The organism is Streptomyces sp. NPDC047042, from assembly GCF_040644035.1.
In the GTDB taxonomy this organism is placed as follows: Bacteria; Actinomycetota; Actinomycetes; order Streptomycetales; family Streptomycetaceae; genus Streptomyces.
Map to the genome: position 1 here is coordinate 36688 of NZ_JBEYVP010000052.1, position 25783 is coordinate 62470.

At 70.1% G+C, this 25783-nt stretch carries 22 protein-coding genes and 1 pseudogene; 12 read left to right on the top strand and 11 right to left on the bottom strand.

Going from position 1 to position 25783, the window contains the following annotated elements; translation table 11 throughout:
* Positions 1-102: 102 nt before the first annotated feature.
* Complete coding sequence (locus ABZ855_RS41820; RefSeq protein ID WP_360817028.1) at positions 103-1650, bottom strand: S8 family serine peptidase; 1548 nt, start codon at positions 1648-1650, stop codon at positions 103-105.
* Between the two features lie 67 nt (positions 1651-1717).
* Positions 1718-3253, bottom strand: coding sequence for a S8 family serine peptidase (locus tag ABZ855_RS41825; RefSeq protein WP_360817031.1), 1536 nt, complete (start codon positions 3251-3253; stop codon positions 1718-1720).
* Positions 3254-3706: 453 nt separating this feature from the next.
* Between ABZ855_RS41825 and ABZ855_RS41830 the strand changes: the two genes are divergently transcribed.
* The 3 genes from ABZ855_RS41830 (at position 3707) to moaA (ending at position 6853) form a co-directional block, all read left to right on the top strand.
* On the top strand, positions 3707-4063 hold the full coding sequence (locus tag ABZ855_RS41830; protein WP_360817034.1) for a DUF485 domain-containing protein: 357 nt from the start codon (positions 3707-3709) through the stop codon (positions 4061-4063).
* Complete coding sequence (locus ABZ855_RS41835) at positions 4060-5685, top strand: cation acetate symporter (protein WP_360817037.1); 1626 nt, start codon at positions 4060-4062, stop codon at positions 5683-5685. Before ABZ855_RS41830 ends, ABZ855_RS41835 begins: the two co-directional genes overlap by 4 nt.
* Before the next feature lie 178 nt (positions 5686-5863).
* Entirely contained in the window at positions 5864-6853 is a 990-nt protein-coding gene (gene moaA / locus ABZ855_RS41840) for a GTP 3',8-cyclase MoaA (protein ID WP_360817040.1), read from the top strand.
* A 76-nt stretch (positions 6854-6929) separates the two neighbouring features.
* Here the strand turns inward: moaA and ABZ855_RS41845 are convergent, their stop codons facing one another.
* Positions 6930-7157 carry a hypothetical protein gene (locus tag ABZ855_RS41845; RefSeq protein WP_360817042.1) on the bottom strand — a complete coding sequence of 76 codons (228 nt, stop codon included), beginning with the start codon at positions 7155-7157 and terminating at the stop codon, positions 6930-6932.
* Positions 7158-7366: 209 nt separating this feature from the next.
* Positions 7367-7765 carry a DUF3099 domain-containing protein gene (locus ABZ855_RS41850; protein ID WP_360817045.1) on the bottom strand — a complete coding sequence of 133 codons (399 nt, stop codon included), beginning with the start codon at positions 7763-7765 and terminating at the stop codon, positions 7367-7369.
* A 247-nt stretch (positions 7766-8012) separates the two neighbouring features.
* Here ABZ855_RS41850 and ABZ855_RS41855 point away from each other — a divergent pair, with 247 nt between their 5' ends.
* A complete protein-coding gene (locus tag ABZ855_RS41855) occupies positions 8013-8291 on the top strand; it encodes a GlsB/YeaQ/YmgE family stress response membrane protein (protein WP_360817047.1) in 279 nt (92 codons plus the stop codon).
* A 64-nt stretch (positions 8292-8355) separates the two neighbouring features.
* Here the strand turns inward: ABZ855_RS41855 and tyrS are convergent, their stop codons facing one another.
* The 3 genes from tyrS to ABZ855_RS41870 form a co-directional block, all read right to left on the bottom strand.
* Positions 8356-9621, bottom strand: coding sequence for a tyrosine--tRNA ligase (tyrS, locus tag ABZ855_RS41860; protein ID WP_360817050.1), 1266 nt, complete (start codon positions 9619-9621; stop codon positions 8356-8358).
* Between the two features lie 68 nt (positions 9622-9689).
* The gene (locus ABZ855_RS41865; RefSeq protein WP_360817053.1) at positions 9690-11093 is read right to left on the bottom strand and encodes a metallopeptidase TldD-related protein; all 1404 of its coding nucleotides are present in this window, start codon (positions 11091-11093) and stop codon (positions 9690-9692) included.
* A complete protein-coding gene (locus ABZ855_RS41870; RefSeq protein ID WP_360817056.1) occupies positions 11090-12613 on the bottom strand; it encodes a TldD/PmbA family protein in 1524 nt (507 codons plus the stop codon). The genes ABZ855_RS41865 and ABZ855_RS41870 overlap by 4 nt, the downstream gene beginning before the upstream one ends.
* Positions 12614-12904: 291 nt before the next feature.
* On the opposite strand from ABZ855_RS41870, the gene fabG reads away from it, so the two are divergent.
* The 3 genes from fabG to ABZ855_RS41885 all read left to right on the top strand — a co-directional run bounded on the left by fabG (position 12905) and on the right by ABZ855_RS41885 (position 14945).
* On the top strand, positions 12905-13624 hold the full coding sequence (gene fabG / locus ABZ855_RS41875; RefSeq protein WP_360817059.1) for a 3-oxoacyl-[acyl-carrier-protein] reductase: 720 nt from the start codon (positions 12905-12907) through the stop codon (positions 13622-13624).
* A 5-nt stretch (positions 13625-13629) separates the two neighbouring features.
* The gene (gene fabI, locus ABZ855_RS41880; RefSeq protein WP_319199800.1) at positions 13630-14397 is read left to right on the top strand and encodes an enoyl-ACP reductase FabI; all 768 of its coding nucleotides are present in this window, start codon (positions 13630-13632) and stop codon (positions 14395-14397) included.
* A gap of 194 nt (positions 14398-14591) precedes the next feature.
* Positions 14592-14945: a hypothetical protein gene (locus ABZ855_RS41885; RefSeq protein WP_360817063.1), complete on the top strand. Its 354-nt coding sequence runs from the start codon at positions 14592-14594 to the stop codon at positions 14943-14945.
* Here the strand turns inward: ABZ855_RS41885 and ABZ855_RS41890 are convergent.
* Positions 14920-15609, bottom strand: coding sequence for a FadR/GntR family transcriptional regulator (locus ABZ855_RS41890; RefSeq protein ID WP_360817065.1), 690 nt, complete (start codon positions 15607-15609; stop codon positions 14920-14922). The two genes, ABZ855_RS41885 and ABZ855_RS41890, sit on opposite strands and share 26 nt — an antisense overlap.
* Before the next feature lie 46 nt (positions 15610-15655).
* Between ABZ855_RS41890 and ABZ855_RS41895 the strand changes: the two genes are divergently transcribed.
* From ABZ855_RS41895 to ABZ855_RS41910, 4 genes are all read left to right on the top strand, one after another.
* The gene (locus tag ABZ855_RS41895) at positions 15656-17029 is read left to right on the top strand and encodes an MFS transporter (RefSeq protein WP_360817068.1); all 1374 of its coding nucleotides are present in this window, start codon (positions 15656-15658) and stop codon (positions 17027-17029) included.
* Positions 17030-17095: 66 nt separating this feature from the next.
* Positions 17096-17212, top strand: a complete 117-nt coding sequence (locus tag ABZ855_RS41900) for an SGM_5486 family transporter-associated protein (protein WP_105974872.1) — start codon at positions 17096-17098, stop codon at positions 17210-17212.
* 157 nt (positions 17213-17369) lie between these two features.
* The gene (locus tag ABZ855_RS41905; protein ID WP_360817071.1) at positions 17370-17576 is read left to right on the top strand and encodes a hypothetical protein; all 207 of its coding nucleotides are present in this window, start codon (positions 17370-17372) and stop codon (positions 17574-17576) included.
* An 85-nt stretch (positions 17577-17661) separates the two neighbouring features.
* Positions 17662-18180 carry a histidine phosphatase family protein gene (locus tag ABZ855_RS41910; protein WP_360817074.1) on the top strand — a complete coding sequence of 173 codons (519 nt, stop codon included), beginning with the start codon at positions 17662-17664 and terminating at the stop codon, positions 18178-18180.
* A gap of 105 nt (positions 18181-18285) precedes the next feature.
* Here the strand turns inward: ABZ855_RS41910 and serB are convergent, their stop codons facing one another.
* A complete protein-coding gene (gene serB / locus ABZ855_RS41915) occupies positions 18286-19488 on the bottom strand; it encodes a phosphoserine phosphatase SerB (RefSeq protein ID WP_360817077.1) in 1203 nt (400 codons plus the stop codon).
* Positions 19489-20037: 549 nt separating this feature from the next.
* Positions 20038-22192: pseudogene (locus ABZ855_RS41920) on the bottom strand (streptophobe family protein); the annotation flags it as partial.
* A gap of 177 nt (positions 22193-22369) precedes the next feature.
* Here ABZ855_RS41920 and ABZ855_RS41925 point away from each other — a divergent pair.
* Positions 22370-24901 carry an FHA domain-containing protein gene (locus tag ABZ855_RS41925; RefSeq protein WP_360817080.1) on the top strand — a complete coding sequence of 844 codons (2532 nt, stop codon included), beginning with the start codon at positions 22370-22372 and terminating at the stop codon, positions 24899-24901.
* Positions 24902-25013: 112 nt separating this feature from the next.
* On the opposite strand, the gene ABZ855_RS41930 is transcribed toward ABZ855_RS41925, so the two are convergent.
* On the bottom strand, positions 25014-25781 hold the full coding sequence (locus tag ABZ855_RS41930; RefSeq protein WP_360817083.1) for a transglycosylase SLT domain-containing protein: 768 nt from the start codon (positions 25779-25781) through the stop codon (positions 25014-25016).
* Between the last annotated feature and the right edge of the window lie 2 nt (positions 25782-25783).

Genomic DNA, 25783 nt, shown 5'->3' on the forward strand with positions numbered 1-25783 from the left:
TCCTGCACCGGGTATCAACATATGCACTGAATCAACACGATGGACCGGACAGTGCGACACTGCCCGGCCCATCGAAGAGGTGTGTTACATCGAAGAGGTGTGTTACTTCGTCACCGCGTCCAACGCGTCCGCGATGCCGTAACCGTAGAAGCCGTTGTAGTTCTTCGGGCCCTCGCACACCGCGTCGACCTTGCCGTCACCGTCGAGGTCGTACGGGTCCGTGCACGGCGTGGCGTCCGCCTCGGCGTACAGGAGCGCCTTCACCAGCGCGGCCGACGCGTGCGGATGCGTCGACTTGATCAGGGCGGCCACACCCGCGACATGGGGGGACGCCATCGACGTACCGGCCATGTAGCCCCACTTGCCGCCGGGCAGCGGGCCGAGGATCAGGCCGCTGGTGGCCGGCGGGGCCGGGGTCTGCAGACGGGTCGAGTCGCCGCCGGGGGCGGCTATGTCGATGACGCCCCGGCCGTGGTTGGAGAAGGACGACTTGAGGCCCTTGGCGCCGGTCGAGGCGACCGTCACCACGCCCGGGAGCTGGGTCGGGATGTCGTAGCACTTGGACGGGTCGATGACCCGGTCCGAGGGCGTCGCGTCGTTGGGGGAGACCGGGTCGGTGATCTCGTCGGCCGCGAGGTCGTAGTTCTCGTTGCCGGCCGCCGCGACGTTGACGACACCCCTGTGCTCGGCGTACTGCGAGGCCCGGGTGATGGCGTCGACCAGGGCCTTCTGGTCCGGGTCGTTCTTGCAGTTGAAGTACCACGGGTCGGTGTAATAGCTGTTGTTCGTGACGTCGACGCCGTGCTCGGCAGCCCACACGAAGCCGCAGACGACGGCCTCGGTGTAGAAGTAGCCGGCCGTCGTCGACACCTTGATGCCGGACACCTTCACGCCGGGCGCGACGCCCGTGACGCCGACGCCGTTCTTGGCGGCGGCGATCTCACCGGCCACGTGCGTGCCGTGCGGGCTCTCGCCCGTCGTCGGCCGCCAGGCGCCGTCGGTGGTGTCGGGCTTGCCCGTCACACAGTTGACGGAGGCGCCGCGGTCGAAGTTCGGCGCGATGTCGGGGTGGGTGTCGTCGACGCCGGTGTCGATCACGGCGACGGTGACCTTGCTGCTGCCGAGCGTCTTCTCGTGCGCCTTGTCCGCCTTGATGGCGGGCAGGTCCCACTGCAACGGCTCCAGCGGGTCCTGGGCCGCGGTGGCACTGGCGGTGGCGCTCGCCATCTCCGCGGCGGTCAGGACCTTCGGGGCGCCCTCGTCGGTGGTCGACTGCGCGGGCAGCGGCGCGTTGCGCGTGTTGCCCGCCGACTGCACGCCGTGCACCTTGCGGATGACCTTCGCGAAGTCGGGGTTCGCCGAGTGGACGACGATCACCCCGATCCGGTCGTACGACGTCACGATCGTGCCGCCGGCCTTGGCGATGGCCTTCTTCACGTGCGGGGAAGGGCCGAACCCGGGGAACACGTTGACGACATAGCTCAGCGAGGTGGCGTCGGCCGTGACAGCGGCGGCACCGGTGGCACCGGCGGTGGCCTCGGCGTCGGCCGCGACAGCCTGGATGTTCGGCAGGAAGGCGAACGCCGACGCCATGACCATGCCGACAGGTATCGCCACGGCGCGACGGGAGCGTGAGTGAGGCGCTGTCATAGAGAGTCTCCAGTTCCTTCGTTCGTGGGACGTGCGGACCGTGCGGAAAGCTCGGAAACAGTGCCGGTCACTTGACCGCGCGCAGCGCGTTGACGATCCCGAACCCGAAGAATCCGTTGACCCGTTTGCCGCCCTCGCACACCGCGTCCTGCGTGCCGTCACCGTCCTGGTCGTACGACGCGGGGCAGCCCGGGTTGTCCGCCTGCACCTTGAGCAGCGTCTGCAGCTGGGCCGGGGTGGCCCACGGGTGCTTCGACTTCAGCAGCGCGGCGACGCCCGCGGCGTGCGGCGAGGCCATCGAGGTGCCCTGGAGGAAGCCGTACTCACCGTTCGGCATGGTCGACAGGATGCGGCCGTTCTTCGACGGCGTGTCCGGTATCTGGTACTTGCGGTCGCCGCCGGGGGCCGCGATGTCGATGACGCCGTTGCCGTACGTGGAGTAGTACGACTTGACGTTGTCGACGCCCGTGGCGCTCACCGTGACGACACCCGGGAGCTGGGTGGGCACGTCGAAGCACTCGTGCGGGTCGATCGTGCGGGTGACCGTCGTCGAGTCGTCGGGGCTGGTGCTGTCGACGATCGCGTCGGAGTCCAGGTCGTGGCTGGAGTTGCCCGCCGACGCCAGGTTGAGGGTGCCCTTGTTCTGCGCGTACAGCTGCGCCCTGTTGACCGCGTCGACAATGGCCCGCTGATCGGGGTCGTCCATGCAGTTGTACAGCCATGGATCAACGTAGTAGCTGTTGTTCGTGATCTCCACGCCGTGGTCGGCGGCGAACACGAAGGCGCAGACGACGCTCTCCGGGTAGAAGAGCCCGTTGTTCGGGTCGCTCACCTTGATGCCGGAGACCTTCACACCGGGCGCGACCCCGGCGACCCCGATGCCGTTGCGGGCGGCGGCGATCTCACCGGCCACATGCGTGCCGTGGTAGTCCTCGGCGGTGTACGGGCGCCACGCCCCCGCGCTGGTGTCCGCGACGCCGCCGACGCAGTTCGCCGACTGGGCGGCGGAGAAGTTGGGGGCGAGGTCCGGGTGGGTGTCGTCCACGCCGGTGTCGATCACGGCGACGGTCACCTTGCGGCTGCCCGGGTTGATCTTCGCGGCCTTGTCGGCGCCGATCGACCGCAGGTCCCACTGGTCGGCTTCGAGGGGCTCGCTCTCGGGGGTCTTCGCCGACACGGCCTCGACCTTGGCCGCCTCCGCGGCCGTCAGATAGTCCGCCGCGCCCTCGTCGGTCGTCCCGGCCGCGACCAGCGGTGTGGTCCGGGTGGCACCCGCGGACCTCACCCCGCGTACCGCGCGGATCTGCGCCCCGAAGGAGGGGTTCGTGGAGTGGACGACGATCACACCGATCTTGCCGTACGTGATCACGACGGTGCCGCCGGCCTTGGAGATCGCCTTGGTCACCGCCCCGATCGTGTGACGGTCGGTGCTCTTGGTGTTGACGACATACGCGAGGTTCGGGCCTTCCGCGGCCGGAGCGGCGACGGGGGCGGCCGGCTCGGCGGCCGACGCGGCCACGGGCAGGAAGCCGAGGGAGGCGGTCAGGGACAGCACGACCGGCACCGCGAGAGCGAGCCGACGTCTGGAGCGCAGATGAGCCATGGGTTCTCCACATCATCCGGAGGCGAGGCTCACCCGGGCAAGGATGATTGCCGGGCAAGCGCGTAGCAGGGATGGACAACAAGCGGGTACACGCGAAAAAGCGGGCACGGACGCGTGGCCCGCACCTTCGATTTAGCAGGTACATGACGGGTGGTACAGGGCGAAGCTATCCCGCATCGCCGCTGGCCAGCAATGACTTCCGGAGACCAGTTCGGAAAGAAGCGCGGCGAGTTGAACCGCTCCTCGCGTGGCGCCGTGACCTTGGGCAGAGGGCGCGAGGACCATCGAGCCCGCTGTCGGATCACGCGTGGGGGCCCTACCATCGCGAGCCGGCCACCGTGATCCAGATCACCGCGAGGTCAGAGAAGAGCCATGTCCGTACCGAGCCCCACCCCGTCCGAGAACGACCACGCACCGCCGTCCACCGCCGCACCCGCAACGCGAGGAGACTCCGTGGCCACCGACGCACCGCCCCCCTCGAAAACAGAGCGCCGCTTCCCCTCCACGGAGGAGTTCGTCGAGGTGCAGCAGAGCGCCGAGTTCGGCGAACTGCGCCGCGCCCACCGCTCCTTCGCCTTCCCGCTGACCATCGGCTTCATCGCCTGGTACCTGCTGTACGTCCTGCTGTCGAACTACGCGGGCGGCTTCATGGGCACCAAGCTCGTCGGCCACATCAACGTCGCCTTCGTCCTCGGTATCGCCCAGTTCGTCACCACGTTCCTCATCGCCTGGTGGTACTCGCGGTACTCCGCCGCGAACCTCGACCCGAAGGGTGAGGCGATCAAGTCCCGGATGGAGGGCGGCGCATGAGCCCCGTACAGCAGAGTGTTCTCGCGGCGGGCGAGGCGAGCGAGCATCGGCCACTGATCATCTCCCTGTTCGCGGTGTTCGTCGTCGCGACCCTCTTCATCACCGTCTGGGCGGGCCGCCAGACCAAGAGCGCCGCCGACTTCTACGCCGGCGGGCGCCAGTTCAGCGCCTTCCAGAACGGCCTCGCGGTCTCCGGCGACTACATGTCCGCCGCGTCCTTCCTCGGCATCGCGGGCGCGATCGCCCTCTTCGGGTACGACGGCTTCCTGTACTCCATCGGCTTCCTCGTCGCCTGGCTGGTCGCCCTGCTCCTGGTGGCCGAGCCGCTGCGCAACTCCGGCCGCTACACCATGGGTGACGTCCTCGCGTACCGCATGCGCCAGCGCCCGGTCCGCACGGCCGCCGGTACGTCGACGATCGTCGTCTCGATCTTCTACCTGCTGGCCCAGATGGCGGGCGCGGGCGTCCTCGTCTCGCTCCTCCTCGGCATCACCTCCGACGCGGGCAAGGTCGCCATCGTTGCCCTCGTCGGCGTCCTGATGATCGTGTACGTCTCCATCGGCGGCATGAAGGGCACCACCTGGGTCCAGATGGTCAAGGCAGTGCTGCTCATCGGCGGCACGATCCTCATTACGTTCCTGGTGCTGCTGAAGTTCAACTTCAACATCTCCGATCTGCTCGGCACCGCGGCCGAACGCAGCGGCAAGGGCGACGCGTTCCTGGAGCCCGGCCTCCAGTACGGCGCCACCGGCACCACCAAGCTGGACTTCATCTCCCTCGGCATCGCCCTGGTCCTCGGCACCGCCGGTCTGCCGCACATCCTGATCCGCTTCTACACGGTGCCCACGGCCAAGGCTGCCCGGAAGTCCGTCAACTGGGCGATCGGCATCATCGGCGGCTTCTACCTGATGACGATCGCGCTCGGCTTCGGCGCCGCCGCACTGATCGACCAGAAAGAGATCACCGACTCCAACCCCTCGGGCAACACGGCGGCGCCACTGCTCGCCCTGCACATCGGCGGCGTCGACTCCGCCTGGGGCGCGGTGCTGCTCGCGACGATCTCGGCGGTCGCCTTCGCGACGATCCTCGCCGTGGTCGCCGGCCTGACGCTGGCCTCGTCGTCGTCGTTCGCGCACGACATCTACGCCAACGTCATCCGCAAGGGGAAGGCCACCGAGAAGGAGGAGATGAAGGCCGCCCGCTGGTCCACCGTCTTCATCGGCATCGTCTCCATCGCCCTGGGCGCCCTCGCCCGCGACCTCAACGTGGCCGGCCTCGTCGCACTGGCGTTCGCGGTGGCCGCGTCCGCCAACCTGCCCACGATCCTCTACAGCCTGTTCTGGAAGAGGTTCACCACCCAGGGCGCCCTGTGGTCGATCTACGGCGGCCTGATCGTGGCGGTCGGCCTGGTGCTGTTCTCGCCGGTCGTCTCCGGCGACCCGAAGGCGATGTTCCCGGACGTCGACTTCCACTGGTTCCCGCTGAAGAACCCCGGCATCATCTCCATCCCGTTCGGCTTCTTCATGGGCTGGCTCGGCACCGTCCTCTCCAAGGAGGAGCCCGACGCCGGCAAGTACGCGGAGCTGGAGGTGCGCTCCCTCACGGGAACCGGCGCGCACTAGGAGCCGTTGTTGCGGTGAAGGCGTCACGCGGGGCCGCCGTGGGATCCACGAGATCCACGGCGGCCCCGCGCCGCATCCGGGGCCTCGGGCCTGTCATGTTGTCAGTGGGGTCACGTAGGCTCGCAGGTGTAGGAGAAACTCCGATCCGACAAGATCCGCTACGAGGGAGGGGGCCCACGTGCTCATCGACACCTTCGGCCGGGTGGCCACCGACCTGCGCGTCTCCTTGACCGACCGCTGCAACCTGCGGTGCACGTACTGCATGCCCGAGGAGGGCCTGCAGTGGCTGGCCAAGCCCGACCTGCTCACCGATGACGAGATCGTCCGCCTGATCGACATCGCCGTCACCTCCCTCGGCATCGAGGAGGTCCGCTTCACGGGCGGCGAACCGCTGCTGCGCCCGGGCCTGGTCGGCATAGTGGAGCGGGTCGCGGCCCTGGCCCCCCGCCCCCAGATGTCCCTGACGACCAACGGCATCGGCCTGGTCCGTACGGCGAAGGCGCTGAAGGCGGCAGGCCTGGACCGGGTCAACGTCTCCCTGGACACCCTCCGCCCGGACGTCTTCAAGACGCTCACCCGCCGCGACCGCCACCACGACGTCATCGCGGGCCTGGAAGCGGCCCGGGACGCCGGCCTGACCCCGGTGAAGGTCAACGCGGTCCTGATGCCGGGGCTCAACGCGGACGAGGCCCCCGACCTGCTGGCCTGGGCGGTCGAGCACGAATACGAGCTGCGCTTCATCGAGCAGATGCCCCTGGACGCCCAGCACGGCTGGAAGCGCGACGGCATGGTCACGGCAGGCGACATCCTCGCCTCCCTCCGCACCCGCTTCGACCTCACCCCCGAGGGCAGCGACGAACGAGGCTCGGCGCCGGCCGAGCGCTGGCTGGTGGACGGCGGCCCGTACCGCGTGGGCGTCATAGCCTCCGTCACCCGCCCGTTCTGCGCGGCCTGCGACCGCACCCGGCTGACGGCCGACGGCCAGGTCCGCACCTGCCTCTTCGCCCGCGAGGAGACCGACCTCCGCGCGGCCCTCCGCTCCGACGCCCCGGACGAGGAGATAGCCCGCCTCTGGCGCGAGGCAATGTGGGGCAAGAAGGCAGGCGCGGGCCTCGACGACCCGTCCTTCGTCCAGCCGGACAGACCGATGTCAGCAATCGGCGGCTAGCGTTTTAGGGGCGCGGGGAACTGCGCGACAAGCCACACACGGCCCGCAGGCGAATGGTTACCCGGCGAACCCCCGCTCACCCCTCCGGAGGAGCCCCCCAGGACTCAAGCCGCACCACGTCCTTGAGAAACCCCCGCACCCCCAGAAACTGGGACAAGTGCTCGCGATGCTCCTCGCACGCCAGCCACGTCTTGCGCCGCTCGGGAGTGTGCAGCTTCGGGTTGTTCCAGGCGAGGACCCACACGGCGTCCGCCCGGCATGCCTTGGCGGAACAGATGGGGGAGTCAGGGTCAGGGCCGATCATTTGCCGACCTTAACCCGGCGGAAACCGCGCTCAAAAAGGCGACGCCGAGCAGCCACGGGGGGAGCTGCCCGGCGTCGGTCTGTCGCTCCGACGGGGGATGCGGAGCGCGTACGAAGTATGTCACGGGTACCCGTCCGCCCGGCACCGGAACTCCATGATTGATCTGAGCTTTTCTTGAGCTTGGCGAAGCCGTCCGCACTGACTTCCGGTCAGGCTCGCTCGCGCGGATTGGCCCGCGCACCGGCTCCCTGATCGCCCTCGACGTCTTCCGCTGCGGGTTCCGCGTGGTCCTCTTCCGGTCGCGGCGGGGCGATCATCGGCCGTACCGGAACCGTCACGAAGGTCGACGGAAGCCCCGGCGCGTTCTCACGACCCGCGTTGGCGATCACCACGGCGATGTAGGGGAGGACCATGCCGAGCACAAGTGCCACGAACGCGACGTGCCGTTCGATGTTCCAGAGCACCGCCGCGAGGACCACCGCCACCGTGCGCACGGACATGGAGATGACGTACCGCCGCTGTCTGGCGCGCACATCGTCCGCGAGCCCCTGCCGGGCCCCGGTGATCCGGAAGACCTGGGCGCCGCCACCGTTGCTCTGCTTCCGCATCACATTCCACCATCCACCCGAATCGGACACGCCCCGGCCCGTACCCCCGCGCCGAACCCGGTCGGGGAACCAGGCCCGGACGTCTTCCACGTTACGCCGCGTCTGCGCCGCCTACGAGACCGGGGCACCTTCCCCCGGGGTGAGCGCTCTGCGCCGTACCGCGTACCGAGGCCCCCGACATGCGCCGTAGCGCGAACGGACCGACACTGGGCGTAATGCTCACCGGAGCCGTACGAGGAGGCAGCAAATGGGCTGGTTGTGGGCGATCATCGTGGGACTCGTGCTGGGCGTGCTGGCCAAGTTGATCATTCCGGGCAAGCAGCACAGTCCGCTCTGGCTGACGACCATCTTCGGCATCCTCGGAGCCATTGTCGGCAACGCGATCGCACGAGGGTTCGGCATCGAGGAGACGAGCGGCATCGACTGGGGCCGCCACGCGCTCCAGCTCGCCGCGGCCGTCGTGATCGTGATGCTGGGCGACATGGCGTACTCGTCGATGCGCGGCAAGAGACGACACCGGGCTTAGCGACAGCTGTAGGTGTCGAGGGGGCGGCCCTGTCGATCGGGCCGCCCCCTCCCACACGTACCGATCAGCCGGTGACCTCGACCGCCGCCAGGTTCTTCTTGCCCCGGCGCAGGACCAGCCACTTCCCGTGCAGCAGGTCCTCCTTCGCGGGAACCGCGTCCTCGGCGGTGACCTTCACGTTGTTCACGTAGGCGCCGCCCTCCTTCACCGTGCGCCGTGCGGCCGACTTGCTGGCCACCAGCCCGACCTCGGCGAACAGGTCGACGACCAGACCCGCCTCGGCGACCCGGATGTGCGGCACCTCGGAGAGGGCCGCGCTCAGCGTCCGCTCGTCCAGCTCACCCAGCTCGCCCTGGCCGAAGAGGGCCCTGGACGCGGCGATCACGGCGGCCGTCTGCTCGGCGCCGTGCACCAGCGTCGTCAGCTCCTCCGCGAGCGCCCGCTGCGCGGCCCGCGCCTGCGGCCGCTCAGCGGTCTGCGCCTCCAGCGCCTCCAGCTGCTCCGGGGACTGGAAGGACAGGATGCGCATGTACGTCGAGATGTCCCGGTCGTCCACGTTCAGCCAGAACTGGTAGAACGCGTACGGCGTCGTCATCTCCGGGTCGAGCCAGATGGCGCCGCCCTCGGTCTTGCCGAACTTGGTGCCGTCCGCCTTGACCATCAGCGGCGTCGCCAGACAGTGCGCCTCGGCGTCGGGCTCGAGCCGGTGGATCAGGTCCAGGCCCGCCGTCAGGTTGCCCCACTGGTCGCTGCCGCCCTGCTGGAGCGTGCAGCCGTACCGTCGGTACAGCTCCAGGAAGTCCATGCCCTGCAGGAGCTGGTAGCTGAACTCCGTGTAGCTGATGCCTTCCTGGGACTCGAGCCGCCGGGCGACCGAGTCCTTGGTCAGCATCTTGTTGACGCGGAAGTGCTTGCCGATGTCCCGGAGGAACTCGATCGCCGACAGGCCGGCCGTCCAGTCCAGGTTGTTCACCATCACGGCGGCGTTCTCGCCCTCGAAGGACAGGAACGGCTCGATCTGCGCGCGGAGCCGGGTCACCCAGTTCGCGACCGTCTGCGGGTCGTTCAGCGTGCGCTCCGCCGTCGGACGCGGGTCCCCGATCTGACCGGTCGCCCCGCCGACCAGCGCCAGCGGACGCAGGCCCGCCTGCTGGAGGCGGCGCATGGTGAGCACCTGCACCAGGTGACCGACATGCAGACTCGCCGCCGTCGGGTCGAAACCGCAATAGAACGTGACGGGACCGTCCGCGAGCGCCTTGCGCAAAGCGTCCTCGTCAGTGGACAGGGCGAAAAGCCCCCGCCACTTCAGCTCGTCGACGATGTCCGTCACGGTTCTCGTATCTCCTTGGGTGGTCTTCATGCAGTTCTACGGCAGCCGAGGGACTACCGGCAACGAGGTTATACGCCCTGACTGACAGAGCTCATATTGAAGTCCGGCACCCGCAGCGCCGGCATCGCGGCCCTGGTGAACCAGTCGCTCCACTCCCGGGGCAGCGTCTTCTCCGTACGCCCCGCCTCGACGGCCCGCCCGAGCAGGTCCACCGGCGACTCGTTGAAGCGGAAGTTGTTGACCTCCCCGCTGACCTCGCCGTTCTCCACGAGGTACACCCCGTCGCGGGTCAGGCCGGTCAGCAGCAGGGTGGCCGGGTCGACCTCGCGGATGTACCAGAGGCAGGTCAGCAGCAGCCCGCGCTCCGTGTTCGCGACCATCTCCTCCAGCGACTTGTCCTCACCCCCGTCCAGGACGATGTTCCCGATCGCCGGGGACACGGGCAGGCTGGTCAGTCCGGCGGTGTGCCGGGAGGTGATCAGCCGGTTCAGCTCGCCCTCCCGGATCCACTCCGTGGCGCTCAGCGGCAGTCCGTTGTCGAACACCGACTGGTCGTCGCCGGAGGAGTGGGCGAGCAGGAAGGGGGAGGTCTCCAGGCCCGGCTCGTTCGGGTCGCTGCGCAGGGTCAGCGGCAGCTCGGTGAGCTTCTCGCCGAGACGTGTCCCACCGCCCGGCTTGGAGAACACCGTGCGCCCCTCGGCGGCGTCCCGCGCCGACGCCGACCACATCTGGTAGATCAGCAGGTCGGCGACCGCGGTCGGCGGCAGCAGCGTCTCGTACCGCCCCGCCGGCAGCTCGATGCGCCGCTCCGCCCAGCCGAGCCGTACGGCGAGTTCGGCGTCGAGGGCGGCCGGGTCGACGTCCTTGAAGTCCCGCGTCGACCGCCCGGCCCACGCGGAGCGCGTACGGTCCGGGGACTTGGCGTTCAGTTCCAGCGTCCCGTTGGGCTGGTCATGGCGCAGGCGCAGCCCCGTCGACGTACCCATGTAGCTCGACACCAGCTCGTGGTTGGCGAAGCCGTACAGCTCCCGGCCGCCCGCACGCGCGCGTGCGAAGGCCTCGCCGAGCGTCGGCGCGAAGTCGGTGAACACCGCGGAGGAGGTCTCGGCGGGCGCGTCCGTGAAGTCCGGGGACTCCGGCACGCCCCCGACCAGCGGCTGGGCGTCCTCCGCCGGCCCGGCGCCGCGCGCGGCGGCCTCCGCGGCCCGTACGAGCGGTTCCAGCTCGTCGGCGGTGACGGCCGCGCGGGAGACGACCCCAGAGGCCGTGCCCTGCTTGCCGTTGACGGTCGCGACGACGGTGAGCGTGCGCCCGCGCGTGACCCCGTTGGTGGTGAGGGCGTTGCCCGCCCAGCGCAGGTTGGCGGTGGACTCCTCGTCGGCGATCACGACACATCCGTCGGCCCGGGACAGCTCGAGGGCCCGCTCGACGATCTCGTGCGGCTTGTTCGCCTTGTTGCGGTGAGCGCTCATCGACCGGCCTCCTGCGTGGTGTTCAGAATGTTGACGCCCCGGAAGAGGGCCGACGGGCACCCGTGGGACACGGCCGCGACCTGCCCCGGCTGGGCCTTGCCACAGTTGAAGGCACCGCCGAGGACGTATGTCTGCGGTCCGCCGACGGCCGACATGGAGCCCCAGAAGTCGGTGGTCGTCGCCTGGTAGGCCACGTCCCGCAGCTGCCCGGTGATCCGGCCGTTCTCGATCCTGAAGAACCGCTGCCCGGTGAACTGGAAGTTGTAGCGCTGCATGTCGATGGACCAGGACCGGTCTCCGACGACATAGATCCCGCGGTCGACCCCGCCGATGAGATCCTCGGTCGCCAGCCCGCCCGGATCGGGCCGCAACGACACATTGGCCATGCGCTGCACGGGCACATGCCCGGGGGAGTCGGCGTACGCGCACCCGTTGGACCGCTCGAACCCGGTGAGCTTCGCGATCCGCCGGTCCAGCTGGTAGCCCACCAGCGTCCCGTCCTTGACCAGGTCCCACGACTGACCGGCTACGCCCTCGTCGTCGTAGCCGATGGTCGCGAGGCCGTGCTCGGCGGTGCGGTCACCCGTCACATTCATCAGCTCCGAGCCGTACCGGAGCTTGCCGAGCTGGTCGAAGGTGGCGAAGGAGGTGCCGGCGTACGCGGCCTCGTAACCCAGCGCCCGGTCCAGCTCGGTGGCGTGGCCGATGGACTCGTGGATGGTCAGCCACAGGTTGGAAGGGTCGACGACCAGGTCGTAGAGCCCCGCCTCGACGCTCGGCGCCCGCATCTTCTCGGCGAGCAGCTCAGGGATCTGTTCGAGCTCGGAATCCCAGTCCCATCCGGTGCCCGTGAGGTACTCCCAGCCGCGCCCGACGGGCGGCGCGATGGTCCGCATCGAGTCGAACTCGCCGCTCGACTCGTCGACGGAGACGGCCGTGAACTGCGGGTGCAGCCGCACCCGCTGCTGGGTCGTGACGGTCCCCGCGGTGTCGGCGTAGAACTTGTTCTCGTGCACCGTGAGCAGCGAGGCGTCGACGTGGTTGACCCCGTTCGCCGCGAGCAGCCGGGCGCTCCACTCGGCGAGCAGACCCGCCTTCTCCTCGTCGGGCACGGTGAACGGGTCGATCTCGTACGACGAGATCCACGTCCTGTCGGCGTGCACCGGCTCACCGGCCAGCTCCACCCGCTCGTCGGACCCCGCCGCCTTGATCACCTGGGCGGAGAGCTTCGCCATGGCCACGGCCTGCGAGGCGACCTTCGCGGCGGCGTCCATGCTCAGATCCACGCCCGACGCGAACCCCCAGGTACCGCCGTGCACCACCCGCACCGCGTACCCCAGATCCGTGGTGTCCGACGATCCGGACGGCTTGGCGTCCCGCAGCCGCCAGGACGCGCTGCGCACCCGCTCGAACCGGAAGTCCGCGTGCTCGGCACCGAGCGCACGCGCGCGTGCGAGGGCGGCGTCGGCCAACGCGCGTAGGGGCAGTGCCAGGAATGACTGATCGACCTCATGGGCCATGAGCGGCCTCTCCTTGTCACGGTGAGTGTGATGCGCAGTGTGATGCGTCTGTCTCGCAGTGAATCATGCAGGTCCGACAGCACGGCTTCCAACGGATTGGCCTCGATCAGGACAGCGCGGGAGAGGCGAGGCGACAGGGCGCCGACTGTAGGGACCCCACAGGACCAGGGGTGAGCCACTGTCGGTGCCCGATTGTCCGCAGGTGTGGACGGACCGATAGATTTTCGCAGAAGCAGCCTGTCAACCCTGCTGTTCGGACAGGTGTTGAACCGCTAACGAAAGGGTGATCCGTTGAGCCGCTCGGTTCTCGTCACCGGAGGCAATCGGGGCATCGGCCTCGCCATCGCCCGCGCGTTCGCCGAGGCCGGCGACAAGGTCGCCATCACATACCGTTCCGGTGAGCCGCCGGCCGCCCTGACAGAGCTGGGCTGCCTGGCCGTCAAGTGCGACATCACCGACACCGAGCAGGTGGAGCAGGCCTACAAGGAGATCGAGGCCGAGCACGGTCCGGTCGAGGTCCTCGTCGCCAACGCCGGCGTCACCAAGGACCAGCTCCTGATGCGTATGTCGGAGGAGGACTTCACCTCCGTCCTCGACACCAACCTCACCGGCACCTTCCGCGTCGTCAAGCGTGCCAACCGCGGCATGCTGCGCGCCAGGAAGGGCCGCGTCGTCCTCATCTCCTCGGTTGTCGGTCTGTTCGGCGGTCCCGGTCAGGCCAACTACGCCGCCTCCAAGGCCGGTCTGGTCGGCTTCGCGCGGTCCCTCGCGCGTGAGCTGGGCTCGCGCAACATCACCTTCAACGTGGTCGCGCCCGGCTTCGTCGACACCGACATGACCAAGGTCCTCACCGACGAGCAGCGCGAGAACATCGTGAAGCAGGTGCCGCTCGGCCGGTACGCGCAGCCGGAGGAGATCGCCGCAACGGTGCGGTTCCTCGCCTCGGACGACGCCTCGTACATCACTGGAGCCGTCATTCCCGTTGACGGCGGACTGGGAATGGGTCACTGATCACCATGAGCGGAATTCTCGAGGGCAAGCGCGTCCTCATCTCCGGTGTACTGATGGAGTCCTCCATCGCCTTCCACGCCGCCAAGCTGGCTCAGGAAGAGGGCGCCGAGATCATTCTGACCGCGTTCCCGCGGCCCACGCTGACCGAGCGCATCGCCAAGAAGCTGCCCAAGCCCACCAAGGTCATCGAGCTCGACGTCACCAACGACGAGCACCTCGGACGGCTGGCCGACCTCGTCGGCGAGGAGCTCGGCGGCCTCGACGGCGTCGTCCACTCCATCGGCTTCGCCCCGCAGGACGCGCTCGGCGGCAACTTCCTGAACACGCCGTTCGAGTCGGTCGCCACGGCCATGCACGTCTCGGCGTACTCCCTGAAGTCGCTCACCATGGCCTGCCTGCCGCTGATGCAGAACGGCGGCTCGGTCGTCGGCCTCACCTTCGACGCGAAGTTCGCCTGGCCGCAGTACGACTGGATGGGCCCGGCCAAGGCCGCCCTGGAGGCAACCAGCCGTTACGTCGCCCGTGACCTGGGCAAGCAGAACATCCGCTGCAACCTCGTCTCCGCCGGCCCGCTCGCCTCCATGGCCGCCAAGTCCATCCCGGGCTTCGGCGAGCTGGCCTCCGTGTGGGACGCCCGGTCGCCCCTGGAGTGGGACCTCAAGGACCCCGAGCCGGCCGGCCGTGCCATCGTCGCCCTGCTCAGCGACTGGTTCCCGAAGACCACCGGCGAGATCATCCACGTCGACGGCGGGCTGCACGCGATCGGCGCGTGACACCGCTGCCGCTGCCTCGGGGCACGGCCGACATCTCGAGGGCCCGCGCCGCTTCCGGCGCGGGCCCTCGGTGCGTCGGTACGCCTTCACCCGTTCGGCGCATCCGACCGGGCGCGGGGGAGGGGTGACCGGGCACGCTGGAGTACGCGTCGACCTCGCGTTTCCTCCCCAGCACGGCCGAGGAGGTCCCCCTTGTGCGCCTGTCCCGCAGCTTCGCCCCGCTGCTCGCCGCCGCCGCGCTCATAACCGTTGTTCCGTACGAGGCCGTGCCCCACGCGCGCGTGGCGGCCCGGCAGCCGGAACGGCCCGAGCCCTTCGGCGCCACCTGTCACACCCGGGTCACCGGCTCCGAGGTGACCGCGTACTGCCACAACCCCTATGTGCCCGCCGACCGCGTGCGTCTGCACATCGAGTGCGCCCGCTGGTGGGACCTGGACAGCGACGGCGCCCTGGTGGAGGCCGGCCCGGCGCAGACCGTACGGCTCACCGGCCGCTGCTGGAAGGAGGTCCGCTCGGTGTGGGTCAGCCACCAGCAGCGGACGCCCTGAACCGGCACACGAACGGATAGCCGGCGGCCTCCCTCGCGGCGGCCGTCGCGTCGCCCGCGCGGATCGCGTCGACGAGCGGGGCGTGGTCCACGTACGACCGGGGGGTCAGCTCCCCACCCACGTCGTCGCGCAGCCAGTCCCGCAGGACCTCACCCAGGTCCGCGTACATCGCCGTCATCACGTCGTTGTGGGAAGCGGCCACCACCGCCATGTGCAGGCTCGCGTCTGCCGTCACGAACGCCTCCGCGTCGCCGGACGCCCAGGCCTCCTCCCGGCGCTCCAGGAGCGCGTCCAGCTGTTTGAGGTCGCGTTCGGTGCGCCGCAGGGCCGCCAGTTCGGCCGCGCCCGACTCCAGTGTGGAACGCAGCTCGGCGATGTGCCGGGGGTCCGCGTCGGCGAACCGGCGGTGCATGACACCGGCCAGCTCACTGGTCGCCACGACGTACGTGCCCGAGCCCTGGCGGATGGCCAGGAGCCCGTTGTGCGCGAGGGCCCGGACCGCCTCCCGGACCGTGTTCCGGGCCACCCCGAGCTGCTCGACCAGCTCCGGTTCCGTCGGAATGCGGGAGCCGACGGGCCACTCGCCCGAGGTGATCTGGTTGCGCAGGGCGGCGATGACCTGCTCGGAGAGGACCGATCGACGGGGATGGCTCAGCGGCGGCATGGCGCACCTTCGGACGGAGGACTACAACCAATCATCCTATGATCCTATGCTGGATGGCATGGTGAGCGAGGAAACCCGGACGACGGAGTCCACATCCACATCCACGTCGACAGCGACTGTGGGACCACGCGCGCGCGTGTGGCTCACGCGGCTGGTCGTCGTCGGCATCGTGCTGGCCGCCCTCAACCTCCGCCCGGCCGTCACCAGCCTCGGCGCCCTCCTCGAAGAGGTGCGCGACGCACTTGGTATGAGTGGTACCGCCGCCGGAGTCCTCACCTCCGTACCGCCGCTCTGTTTCGCCCTCTTCGGCGGCCTGGCACCCCGCCTGGCCCGCCGTTTCGGCCTCGGGGCGGTGGTCTGCGCGGGCATGGTCGCCATCGCCGCCGGCCTGGCGATCCGGCCCTGGACGGGCACCGCCGTAGGCTTCCTGGCCGCCACCGCGCTCGCCCTCATGGGGATCGCGGTCAGCAACGTCCTGATGCCGGTCGTCGTCAAGCGCTGGTTCCCGGACCGGGTCGGTTCCATGACGGGCGTGTACTCGATGGCCATCGCCCTCGGCACCGCCGCCGCGGCGGCGGTCACCGTGCCCATGACCGAGGCGCTGGGGGGCGGCTGGCAGACGGGACTGACCGTCTGGGCGTTCCTCGCGGCGGCCGCGGTGGTGCCCTGGATCCCGCTGGTACGGGATCGGGGCGCGGGCGGACCGAGGCCCGGGGCCCACACCGCGCGCGGGACGTCCCCCACGGGGCACGGGGTCCGGGGCGCCAGCGGAGCAGGGCCGGAGGCGCACCCCGCGCGCGGGACGTCCGCCACGGGACGGGAGACCGGCGCCCTGCGCATCACCCGGAGCCGTACCGCCTGGGCGCTCGCGGTGTTCTTCGGGCTGCAGGCGACCGCCGCCTACATCACCATGGGCTGGATGGCCCAGATCTTCCGGGACGCCGGCGTCCCGGCCGGCACCGCGGGACTGCTGCTCGCCGTGACCATGGCCATGGGCGTGCCCCTCGCCTTCGTCATCCCGCGCGTGGCCACGCGCCTGCCCCACCAGGGGCCGATCGTGCTCGCCCTCGGCGGCTGCGGACTCCTCGGCTACGCGGGCCTGTACCTCGCACCCGCCGACGGAGCCTGGATCTGGGCCGTACTGCTCGGCATCGCCAACTGCGCCTTCCCACTGGCCCTCACGATGGTCGGGATGCGGGCCAGGACGGGCGCGGGCGTCGCCCAGCTGTCGGCCTTCGCCCAGAGCACCGGCTATCTCATCTCCATCCCCGGGCCGCTCCTCGTAGGTGTCCTCTACCAGCACAGCGGCGGCTGGGGACTGCCGCTCGCGCTGATGGCCGGCCTGATGCTGCCGCAGATGGTCGTCGGGGTACTCGCGGGGCGTGACCGCACGGTGGAGGACGAGGCCGCGGCCCGCTGACCCCACCCCACCGGGTGCGCGCACCCCGCAGGGAGCAGTCGGGGGGACAGGTGCGAGACTGGCCGTATGCCAGTGCTCGATCCGAACCCCCAGAACGGCCAGAAGAAGATGCTGCTCGTCTTCGGCTCGTTCTTCGCCATCTTCGTGATCATCGCCGTCATCGCGACGATCGCCTCACCGTGACGGCCTTGGGTGGGGGTAGCCCCACCATCCCCTAGGGGGTGAGTCTCAGGGTCAAGTGGGTGGATCACCGGATGGGTTGAGGGCCGCGGGTTCCGTAACTTCGTGGTGTGGCCGCGAGACGCGGGCCACAGACGGCTCGTAGACCCACGGAGGCACCATGTCGGCCCGCACGCACTCCCGGCCCCTCTCGCCGACCAGGCGTGACGTCGACATACGGCTGCCCTGGTGGGCCCTGGCCCTGCCGACGATCGCGTTCGTCGCGCTGCTCCTCCTGATGCTGAACCCGACCGACGCGCAGGCCGCGAGCGGCGACCCGATGATCGCCCACCTCCTTGAGCGAGCCCGGGAGCTGGTGACGCGCTGAGCACCGTGGAGACCCCATTCCCACCTGCGGAGCCGCCCGTCAACTCCCTGCGCCTGATGGCGTGTTTCATGCGAAGCTGGATGCCATGAGCGTCGCAGAACCCCGCAGGATCGTCCTCTTCCGGCATGCGAAGGCCGACTGGCCCCAGGTGACTGATCACGAGCGGCCGCTCGCTGACCGGGGCCGCAAGGACGCCGCTGTCGCCGGACGCAGGCTGGCCGACACCGGCATCCCCTTCGGCCTGGCCCTCTGCTCCACCGCCACCCGGACCCGCGAGACCTGGAAACTGGCGGTCCAGGAACTCCCGCAACGGCCGAAGACCGTCTATGAGGAGCGGATCTACGAAGCCTCACCGGGCGAACTCATCGCCCTGCTCAACGAAACCCCGGACGACATCCAGAACGTGGTCCTGATCGGCCACAACCCAGGAGTGCAGGCACTCACCGACATCCTGGCCGAAGAGTCCGAGAGCGACTCACGCACCAGGCTCACCCGTCGGGGCTTCCCCGCGGCTGCCTTCGCGACCCTGTCCTTCACAGGCTCCTGGAAGGGCCTGGAGCCGAAGACGGCGACACTGCTCGACTTCTGGGCACCGACCGAGTAGCACCAGGGCCTGGTGCCGACCGGCGGCACCAGGCCTGCCACCCGCAGCCGGCGGCGTCCACTCACCTCCACCCACGAGTCGCCGCCCCGCACAACACCCCGAGAACTACTCCTGGGTGTCCGCCGCCTCGACCTCTTCCCGGGTGACACCCAGCAGATACAACACGGTGTCCAGGAAGGGGAAGTTCACCGCGGTGTGCGCGGCCTCCCGCACGACCGGCTTGGCGTTGAACGCGACACCGAGCCCCGCCGCGTTCAGCATGTCCAGGTCGTTCGCCCCGTCGCCGATCGCCACGGTCTGATCCAGCGGCACCCCCGCCTCCGCCGCGAACCGCCGCAGCAGCCGAGCCTTGCCCGCCCGGTCCACGATCTCGCCGACGACCTTGCCCGTCAGCTTCCCGTCGACGATCTCCAACGTGTTGGCCTGGGCGAAGTCCAGCCCGAGCCGCTCCTTCAGATCGTCGGTGACCTGGGTGAACCCACCCGAGACGACACCCACCTCGAAGCCGAGCCGCTTCAGCGTACGGATCAGCGTGCGCGCACCCGGGGTGAGCCGGACCTCGCTGCGCACCTTGTCCACGACCGACGCGTCGAGCCCCTTCAGCAGCGCCACCCGCGCGTGCAGCGACTGCTCGAAGTCCAGCTCCCCGCGCATCGCGGCGGCGGTCACTTCGGCGACCTCGTCCTCACAGCCCGCGTGCGCGGCGAAGAGCTCGATCACCTCGTCCTGGATGAGCGTGGAGTCCACGTCCATGACGACCAGCCGCTGTGCCCGCCGGTGCAGCCCCGCCGCGACGACCGCGACATCGACACCGAGTGCCGCCGCGTCGGTGACCAGGGCGGTGCGCAGCTGCTCGGTCGCGACACCGGAGACGGCGAACTCGACCGCCGTCACGGGGTACTTGGCGAGCCGGAAGATACGGTCGATGTTGCCGCCGGTCCTGGTGATCCGCGCGGCGATCGCGGCCGTCGACTCGGCGGTCAGCGGATGCCCGAGCACGGTGACGAGGGAACGTCCGAGCCCACGCGGCCGGTTGTCACCGAGCCCGGAGATGATCTCCGCCTGCATCTTCATGGACTCCGCCCAGCTGTGGACGGTGGCCCGCAGATCGCCTTCGAGCCCGGCAGGCGGCTGCGTCACGAGCGCGCACAGCACCATGCGGCCACGCGTGACGACCTGCTCGATGTCGACCACGTCAACGGAGTAGGCGGCAAGTGTGTCGAACAGACCGGCGGTGATGCCCGGCCTGTCCTTGCCGAAGATTTTGACGAGAAGGGTGGGTACGTCAGCGGTCTGCGTAGCGTTCATGGTGTTTCCACCGTATCCGGCACCCAGTGCCTTCCGCGCACGCGGTCCGACTGACGGACAGGGAACAGTACGTTTCGCGGGGATGGCGAGCAGCTTACGCGCAGGTCAGCGCCGCCCCTTGGGCGTACCGGGCGGTGGCGGTGGGGGCGGGGGCGGGGGCGGGGGCGGGGGCGGAGGCGGCGGGGGAGGCGTCCGCTTCTGGGGCTCGGACCCCGATGCCCCACCCCTGCGCCATCCGGTCCGCCGCGGCGGCGGGGAGAGGGGCCTGGCCATGGTCGGCAGCCCGTACAGGTTCTCGGGCGGCGACTCGTCGTCCCCCGAACCCCCACCATCGTCCGAGCCCTGCTGCTCACCTCTCGCCCCGCCGGAACCGGTCCACTCGGGTGCGCTGCTCCCATCGGGCGACCGCGCCCCCGTACGCGGGGCGTCGGGTACCCACCCGCCCTGGTACGGCTGTCGACCGTCAGGGCCCCAACCGCTCTCCCACGACGGCTCGACTCCCGACCCTGCCCCCCGCCCGCCCTCATAGGGCTGCCCCCACTCGGCCGGTCGCGCGTCCTCGGGTTCCGCGCGCCCCTCTGGCAGCCGTAGGTACGGATTGGTGTCACGGTTCGGCGGCCGATAGGGCTCCCCGGGAGCGTACGGACCGGGGTGCGCCCCGGCGCCACCGACCTGCTCCGGCCGAACGCCGTACCGCCCTTCCTCGGCCGCCCCGCCCGGCATCCCGTCGGTTCCCCCCGCCCCCTGCGCACCGGCCCCCGAACCTGACACTCCGCCCGCTACCACCGGTCCGGGCGCTCCGCCCGCAGAGCCTGCGTTCCAGCCCGTGTCCACCGGTCGAGGCGCCCCCTGCACAGAACCTGGCCCCCAGCCTGTTTCCGCCGGGCCAGGCGCTCCGCCCGCGGAGCCTGGCCCCTGACCTGTTGCGTCCGATCCAGGTGCTCCGCCCGCAGAGCTTGCGTCCCAGCCTGTGTCCACCGGTCCAGGTGCCCCCTGCACAGAACCTGGCCCCCAGCCTGTTTCCGCCGGCCCAGGCGCTCCGCCCGCAGAGCCTGGCCCCCAGCCCGCTCCCACCGGCCCGGGCACCCCACCCGCAGGTTCCGGCCCCCAGCCTGCCCCCGTCGGCCCAGGCGCTCCGCCCGCCACCCCCGCTACCCCGCCCGCGATACCCCCCTCTGCCCCACCTGGCCCCGCCGGCCCCGCCCACGCGTCACCCAGTGCCAACGGGACCGCCCGCCAGCCCGCCGCCCCGCTTGCGTACGCCAGTAGCGCGCCCGTCGCTCCCGTGATCGCGCCCCACAGGGCGCCCAGCAGCAGGGCCGCGATCAGTTGCCCGTGCAGTTCGATTCCGGCGCCGAACGCGTCGAAGCCCAGCACCGAGATCGAGGCGTCCACGGACACCTCCGCCAGCCAGGCCAGCAGCGGCAACGCCACCGCCGTCACCGCCCCCAGCCGCAGCGCGCAGCGGCCGGCGAAACGCAGGGCGCCCGGGTCCCGTACGGCGAGCGGCACCCGGCCGTCGACGTCGGCGGGGCCGACCCCGCGGGCCAGCGGTGTGCGTGCCGCCGTCAGGATGCCCGCGAGCAGCATCATCAAGGCCGCCGCGACCCCCAGCAGCCAGACCCGGCTGTCCAGTTCGGCCAGCCGGCCGAGGCTCACCGACTGGTCGTCCGGTGAGCTGAGGAGCCGGTCCAGAGGATCCGGCAGGAAGTTCACCAGCACCCCGGACGCGCTGCCGTCGTACGGGACGAACAGGCCGATCGGGATGCCCAGCCAGACCCCGTTGGGCGCGCCGAGCAGCGCCGCGCCCGCGATGCGCTTGGGGTGGGCGTCGTCGATCGCCGCGTACCCGGCCGCCGCCAGCCCCGCGGCCACCGCCACCAGCGCGACGGTGACGAACGCGGACACCGCCGGACGGACGACGCGGTGCACGGCCTCCCAACCGCGCGGCAGCGGAGTACGGCGGGACGCCAGAAGCGCGATCGTCAGGACCGCGGCCGCCCACACCAGGCCGCCGAGCAGCGTGGGGACGGTGTCGACGGTGAAGCCGACCGCCGCCTTCGCGCCGATCAGATCGCCGACCCGGTCGGGCAGCAGCCCCCCGATGTCACCGACCCCGGGGATCTCGATGCCCCCGCCGCCGCCTCCGCCCGTACCCGGCAGATCATCGAGGCCCAGGCTGCCCCCGTCGATCGTGATGACGTCGTGCCCGGCCCACGCCAGCCCGCCCAGGGCCGCCACGAAGAAGGCGACCATCGTGCCCGCGCGCGCGAGGAGTTCGGACGGGGAGATCACAACTCCCGCCCCGCGCAGGGACCGTAGGAAGAAGAACGACAGAAGCAGCGCCCCCACCAGGCCGACGCCCAGTGGCGCGATCTCGATGGCGGTGGCCGCCTCCGCCCCTTGCAGGCCGAAGGCCGACACATCACCGGACGGCGTGACCGAACCACCAGCCCCAAGCGCCACGACAGCCGCGGTCATCGGCCCCAGCGAGGCCGTGGAGTCCGCCTCCAGCAGATGCAGTCCGAGCGCCGCCGTTCCCGCCATTCCGATCAACGCCCAGCTCACGGCGACGATCGCGGAGAGCGCCACGTCCCCCCACGGCGGCCTACGGTCCCGTTCGGATGTCCCGATGTTCATCGTCGGCCCCCCGATCCGCGCGGCGGCGTCCACCGCGCGTGTCCCCCTCGCGTGGGATTACCACTCTCCGGGCCCGTCTCCACCCCGTCAACGGCGCGTCGCTGTCCGCTTTTACGCCCCGCGCGCAAGGCCCGACTTTCGGTCAGGGGACTGAGCCTGAAATAGTTCCCCACGATGTTCGACATCCCTAGACTCCCCGTGTTGGGGCAGATATTCGGGGGACAACACAGTGGGGCATGGAGTGCCGGAACTCGTACTGGAATTGAACGGACGGACCTGGACGCTCGATTCGTCCAGGCCCTACACCCTCGGACGCGATCCGCAGGGTGACATCGTGCTCGATGACGCCAGGGTCTCCTGGCGGCACGCCACGATCAGCTGGGGCGGCCGGAGCTGGGCCATCGAGGACCACGGCAGCACCAACGGCACCTTCGTGCAGGGGCAGCGCGTCCACCAGATGGAGGTCGGGCCGGGCTCGGCCGTCCATCTCGGCAACGCGACCGACGGCCCGCGGCTGAACCTCTCCAGCGGCGCCGCCTCGGTCGCGACACCGCAGGCGGCACAGGTTCAGCAGCAGCCGTTCGCGGCCCAGGGCGCGGCCCCCGGCTGGGCCCAGCAGCCCCAGCAGCAGGCGCCGGAACAGGGCTGGCCGCGGCCCGAGCCGCAGCAGCACGCCGCCGCGATCCCGCAACAGCAGAGCCCCGGACCGGGCGCGGCAGGCCCGGGCGCGGGGGCGCCGCCGGTCTACGGCGACCGCAGCCCGACCACCTTCCACCAGCTGCTCCTCGGCCGCGTGATGCGCATCGGCCGCGCGCTGGAGAACGACCTGGTCGTCTCCGACCTCCAGGTCTCCCGCCACCACGCCGAGTTCCACGCGACGCCCGACAGCCGCTTCGAGATCCGCGACCTGGGCTCGCACAACGGCACGTACGTCAACGGCATGCCGATCGCCAAGGGCGGCACCGCGCTGCTCGGCCCGAACGACATCGTGGGCGTCGGCCACTCCACCTTCCGCCTGGTCGGCGACCATCTCGAGGAGTTCGTCGACACCGGCGAGATCTCCTTCTCGGCCCGCCATCTGACGGTCACGGTGGACGGCGGCAAGCAGATCCTCAAGGACGTCTCCTTCGGCGTCCCGGAGAAGTCGCTGATCGCGGTCATCGGCCCGTCCGGCTCCGGCAAGTCGACGCTCCTGAAGGCGCTCACCGGCTACCGGCCCGCCAACCAGGGCGACGTCCTCTACGACAACCGCAACCTGTACAAGCAGTTCGCCGAGCTGCGCCAGCGCATCGGTCTGGTCCCGCAGGACGACATCCTGCACAAGGAACTGACCGTCAAGAAGGCCCTCAAGTACGCGGCCAAACTGCGCTTCCCCGCCGACACCACGACGCAGGAGCGCGAGCACCGCATCGACGAGGTGCTGCGCGAGCTGAAGCTCGACATCCACAAGGAGAAGAAGGTCACCTCCCTCTCCGGCGGCCAGCGCAAGCGCGTCTCGGTGGCCCTGGAGCTCCTCACCAAGCCGTCGCTGATCTTCCTGGACGAGCCGACCTCCGGCCTCGACCCGGGCATGGACAGAGATGTCATGCAGCTGCTGCGCGGCCTCGCCGACGACGGCCGTACGGTCCTGGTCGTCACCCACTCGGTGGCCGAACTGGCGCTGTGCGACAAGCTGCTGGTGATGGCGCCGGGCGGTGCGGTGGCGTACTTCGGCCCGCCCGAGGAGGCCCTGAACTTCTTCGGCTACGACAGCTGGGCCGATGTCTTCTCCGCCTTCGAGAACTACCGCGACTACGACTGGGCCGGACGCTGGAAGGGCTCGCAGCACTACCAGATGTACGCCGCGGACATCGACGCCGTCGCCGCACAGTCCGTAGACATGCCACCCGCCCAGGCCATGCGCCCGCCCAAGCCGCAGGGCTGGGGCTCCCAGCTGATGACCCTGATCCGGCGGTACACGGCGGTCATCGTCTCCGACAAGGGCTTCCTGGCGCTGACGGTGATCCTGCCGGCCGTCCTCGGCGCGGTCAGCCTGCTCATCGACCCGGACAACAGCCTCCTGCCCAACCCCCCGCGCAAGAACGGCACCATCGTGCCCAACGGCACCGCCACCACGGTGCTCCTGATCCTCGCGGTCGGTGCCTGCTTCGCCGGCGCCGCGAACTCGGTCCGCGAGCTGATCAAGGAACGGGTCATCTACGAACGGGAGCGCGCGACCGGTCTGTCACGCTCCGCGTATCTGATGTCCAAGGTGATCGTCCTCGGCCTCATCACGGTCCTGCAGGGCCTCATGGTCGGCGCGATCGGCTTCTCCAGCCGGACGATCCCGGACGAGGGCGTGATCTTCGGCAAGCTCGTGCTGCTCGAGCTCTCCATCCCGATCATGGCGCTCGGCTTCTCCTCGATGATGTTCGGCCTGGTCATCTCGTCGCTGGTGAAGACCTCCGAGAAGACCATGCCGCTGCTCGTCATGTTCGCGATCATCCAGGTCGTGTTCACCGGCTGCCTGTTCATCCTGCACGGCAGCATGGGCGTCAACGAGTTCTCGTATCTGATGCCGTCCCGCTGGGCGGTCGCCGCGGCAGGCGCCACGCTGGACTTCAACAAGATCAGCCCGAACGTCGACGACCCTTCCAACACGGACCCCCTCTGGGACCACACGGCCGCCGCCTGGGGCATGGACATGGTCGCCCTGATCGCCCTCGGCGTGATCTGCGGCTTCTTCGTGGCCCGCTTCCTGCGCCGCCACGAGCCCGAGGTCATGCGCAAGTGACCACGGCCGTACGACGGTGAAGGGCGGCACCCCGGTGGGGGTGCCGCCCTTTCGCCCTGTACGAGTTCGCCTGTACGAGTTCGCCTGTACGAGTCAGAGGTCCGCGCAGGCCTCAGTACGCGCCGTTGACGTTGTCGATCGAGCCGTACCTGTCGGCCGCGTAGTTGGCGGCGGCCGTGATGTTGGCGACCGGGTCGTAGATGTTCGTCGAGGTGCCGGAGACGTGGTACGCGTTGAAGGTCGGCTGGATGACCTGGAGCAGACCGATCGACGGGGTGCCGTTCTGGGCGTTGATGTCCCAGCCGTTCACGGCGTTCGGATTGCCCGTCGACTCCCGCATGATGTTGCGGTACAGGCCGTTGTAGGAGCCCGGGATGCCCTTGCGGCCCATGATGTCGAGGGCCTCGCGGATCCAGCCGTCGAGGTTGTTCGCGTACGTCTTCTTGGCGGCCTTCCTGAGCGCGGCACGCTTGGCGGACCGGCTCGCGGCCTCCCTCGCCTTGCGCTCCTTGGCCGCCTTCGCCGCTGCCTTCTTCTTCGCTGCCTTCTTTGCCGCTGCCTTCTTGGCGGCGGCCTTCTTCGCCGCGGCCTTCTTCGCGGCAGCGGCGTCGGCCGCCTTCTTCTTCGCGGCGGCGGCCTCGGCCTTCACGGTCGCGCCGGCCAGCTGGTCGGTGATGCTCGCCTTGACGTCCCTGACCTGCTCCTGGCTGAACACCACGGGAGCGGTGGTGACGGCCTCGGAGGCGGGCCGGGTGTCGCCGCTCGGTACGAGGGTGAACGCGAGGGCGGCGGCGCTGAGCGTGGCGGCACCGGCGATCGCGAGCTTGCGGGTCCTGGCCGACGTACGACGACGGCCAGAAGTGGCGGTGTTCTCGGGCATGG

What these genes read in the sequence shown, in the direction of transcription:
- ABZ855_RS41820 (WP_360817028.1), bottom strand. Translation starts at nt 1,650, where the DNA reads ATGACAGCGCCTCACTCACGCTCCCGTCGCGCCGTGGCGATACCTGTC.
- ABZ855_RS41825 (WP_360817031.1), bottom strand. Translation starts at nt 3,253, where the DNA reads ATGGCTCATCTGCGCTCCAGACGTCGGCTCGCTCTCGCGGTGCCGGTC.
- ABZ855_RS41835 (WP_360817037.1), top strand. Translation starts at nt 4,060, where the DNA reads ATGAGCCCCGTACAGCAGAGTGTTCTCGCGGCGGGCGAGGCGAGCGAG.
- ABZ855_RS41845 (WP_360817042.1), bottom strand. Translation starts at nt 7,157, where the DNA reads ATGATCGGCCCTGACCCTGACTCCCCCATCTGTTCCGCCAAGGCATGC.
- ABZ855_RS41850 (WP_360817045.1), bottom strand. Translation starts at nt 7,765, where the DNA reads ATGCGGAAGCAGAGCAACGGTGGCGGCGCCCAGGTCTTCCGGATCACC.
- ABZ855_RS41855 (WP_360817047.1), top strand. Translation starts at nt 8,013, where the DNA reads ATGGGCTGGTTGTGGGCGATCATCGTGGGACTCGTGCTGGGCGTGCTG.
- ABZ855_RS41865 (WP_360817053.1), bottom strand. Translation starts at nt 11,093, where the DNA reads ATGAGCGCTCACCGCAACAAGGCGAACAAGCCGCACGAGATCGTCGAG.
- ABZ855_RS41870 (WP_360817056.1), bottom strand. Translation starts at nt 12,613, where the DNA reads ATGGCCCATGAGGTCGATCAGTCATTCCTGGCACTGCCCCTACGCGCG.
- fabI (WP_319199800.1), top strand. Translation starts at nt 13,630, where the DNA reads ATGAGCGGAATTCTCGAGGGCAAGCGCGTCCTCATCTCCGGTGTACTG.
- ABZ855_RS41890 (WP_360817065.1), bottom strand. Translation starts at nt 15,609, where the DNA reads ATGCCGCCGCTGAGCCATCCCCGTCGATCGGTCCTCTCCGAGCAGGTC.
- ABZ855_RS41895 (WP_360817068.1), top strand. Translation starts at nt 15,656, where the DNA reads ATGCTGGATGGCATGGTGAGCGAGGAAACCCGGACGACGGAGTCCACA.
- ABZ855_RS41900 (WP_105974872.1), top strand. Translation starts at nt 17,096, where the DNA reads ATGCCAGTGCTCGATCCGAACCCCCAGAACGGCCAGAAGAAGATGCTG.
- ABZ855_RS41905 (WP_360817071.1), top strand. Translation starts at nt 17,370, where the DNA reads ATGTCGGCCCGCACGCACTCCCGGCCCCTCTCGCCGACCAGGCGTGAC.
- ABZ855_RS41910 (WP_360817074.1), top strand. Translation starts at nt 17,662, where the DNA reads ATGAGCGTCGCAGAACCCCGCAGGATCGTCCTCTTCCGGCATGCGAAG.
- serB (WP_360817077.1), bottom strand. Translation starts at nt 19,488, where the DNA reads ATGAACGCTACGCAGACCGCTGACGTACCCACCCTTCTCGTCAAAATC.
- ABZ855_RS41930 (WP_360817083.1), bottom strand. Translation starts at nt 25,781, where the DNA reads ATGCCCGAGAACACCGCCACTTCTGGCCGTCGTCGTACGTCGGCCAGG.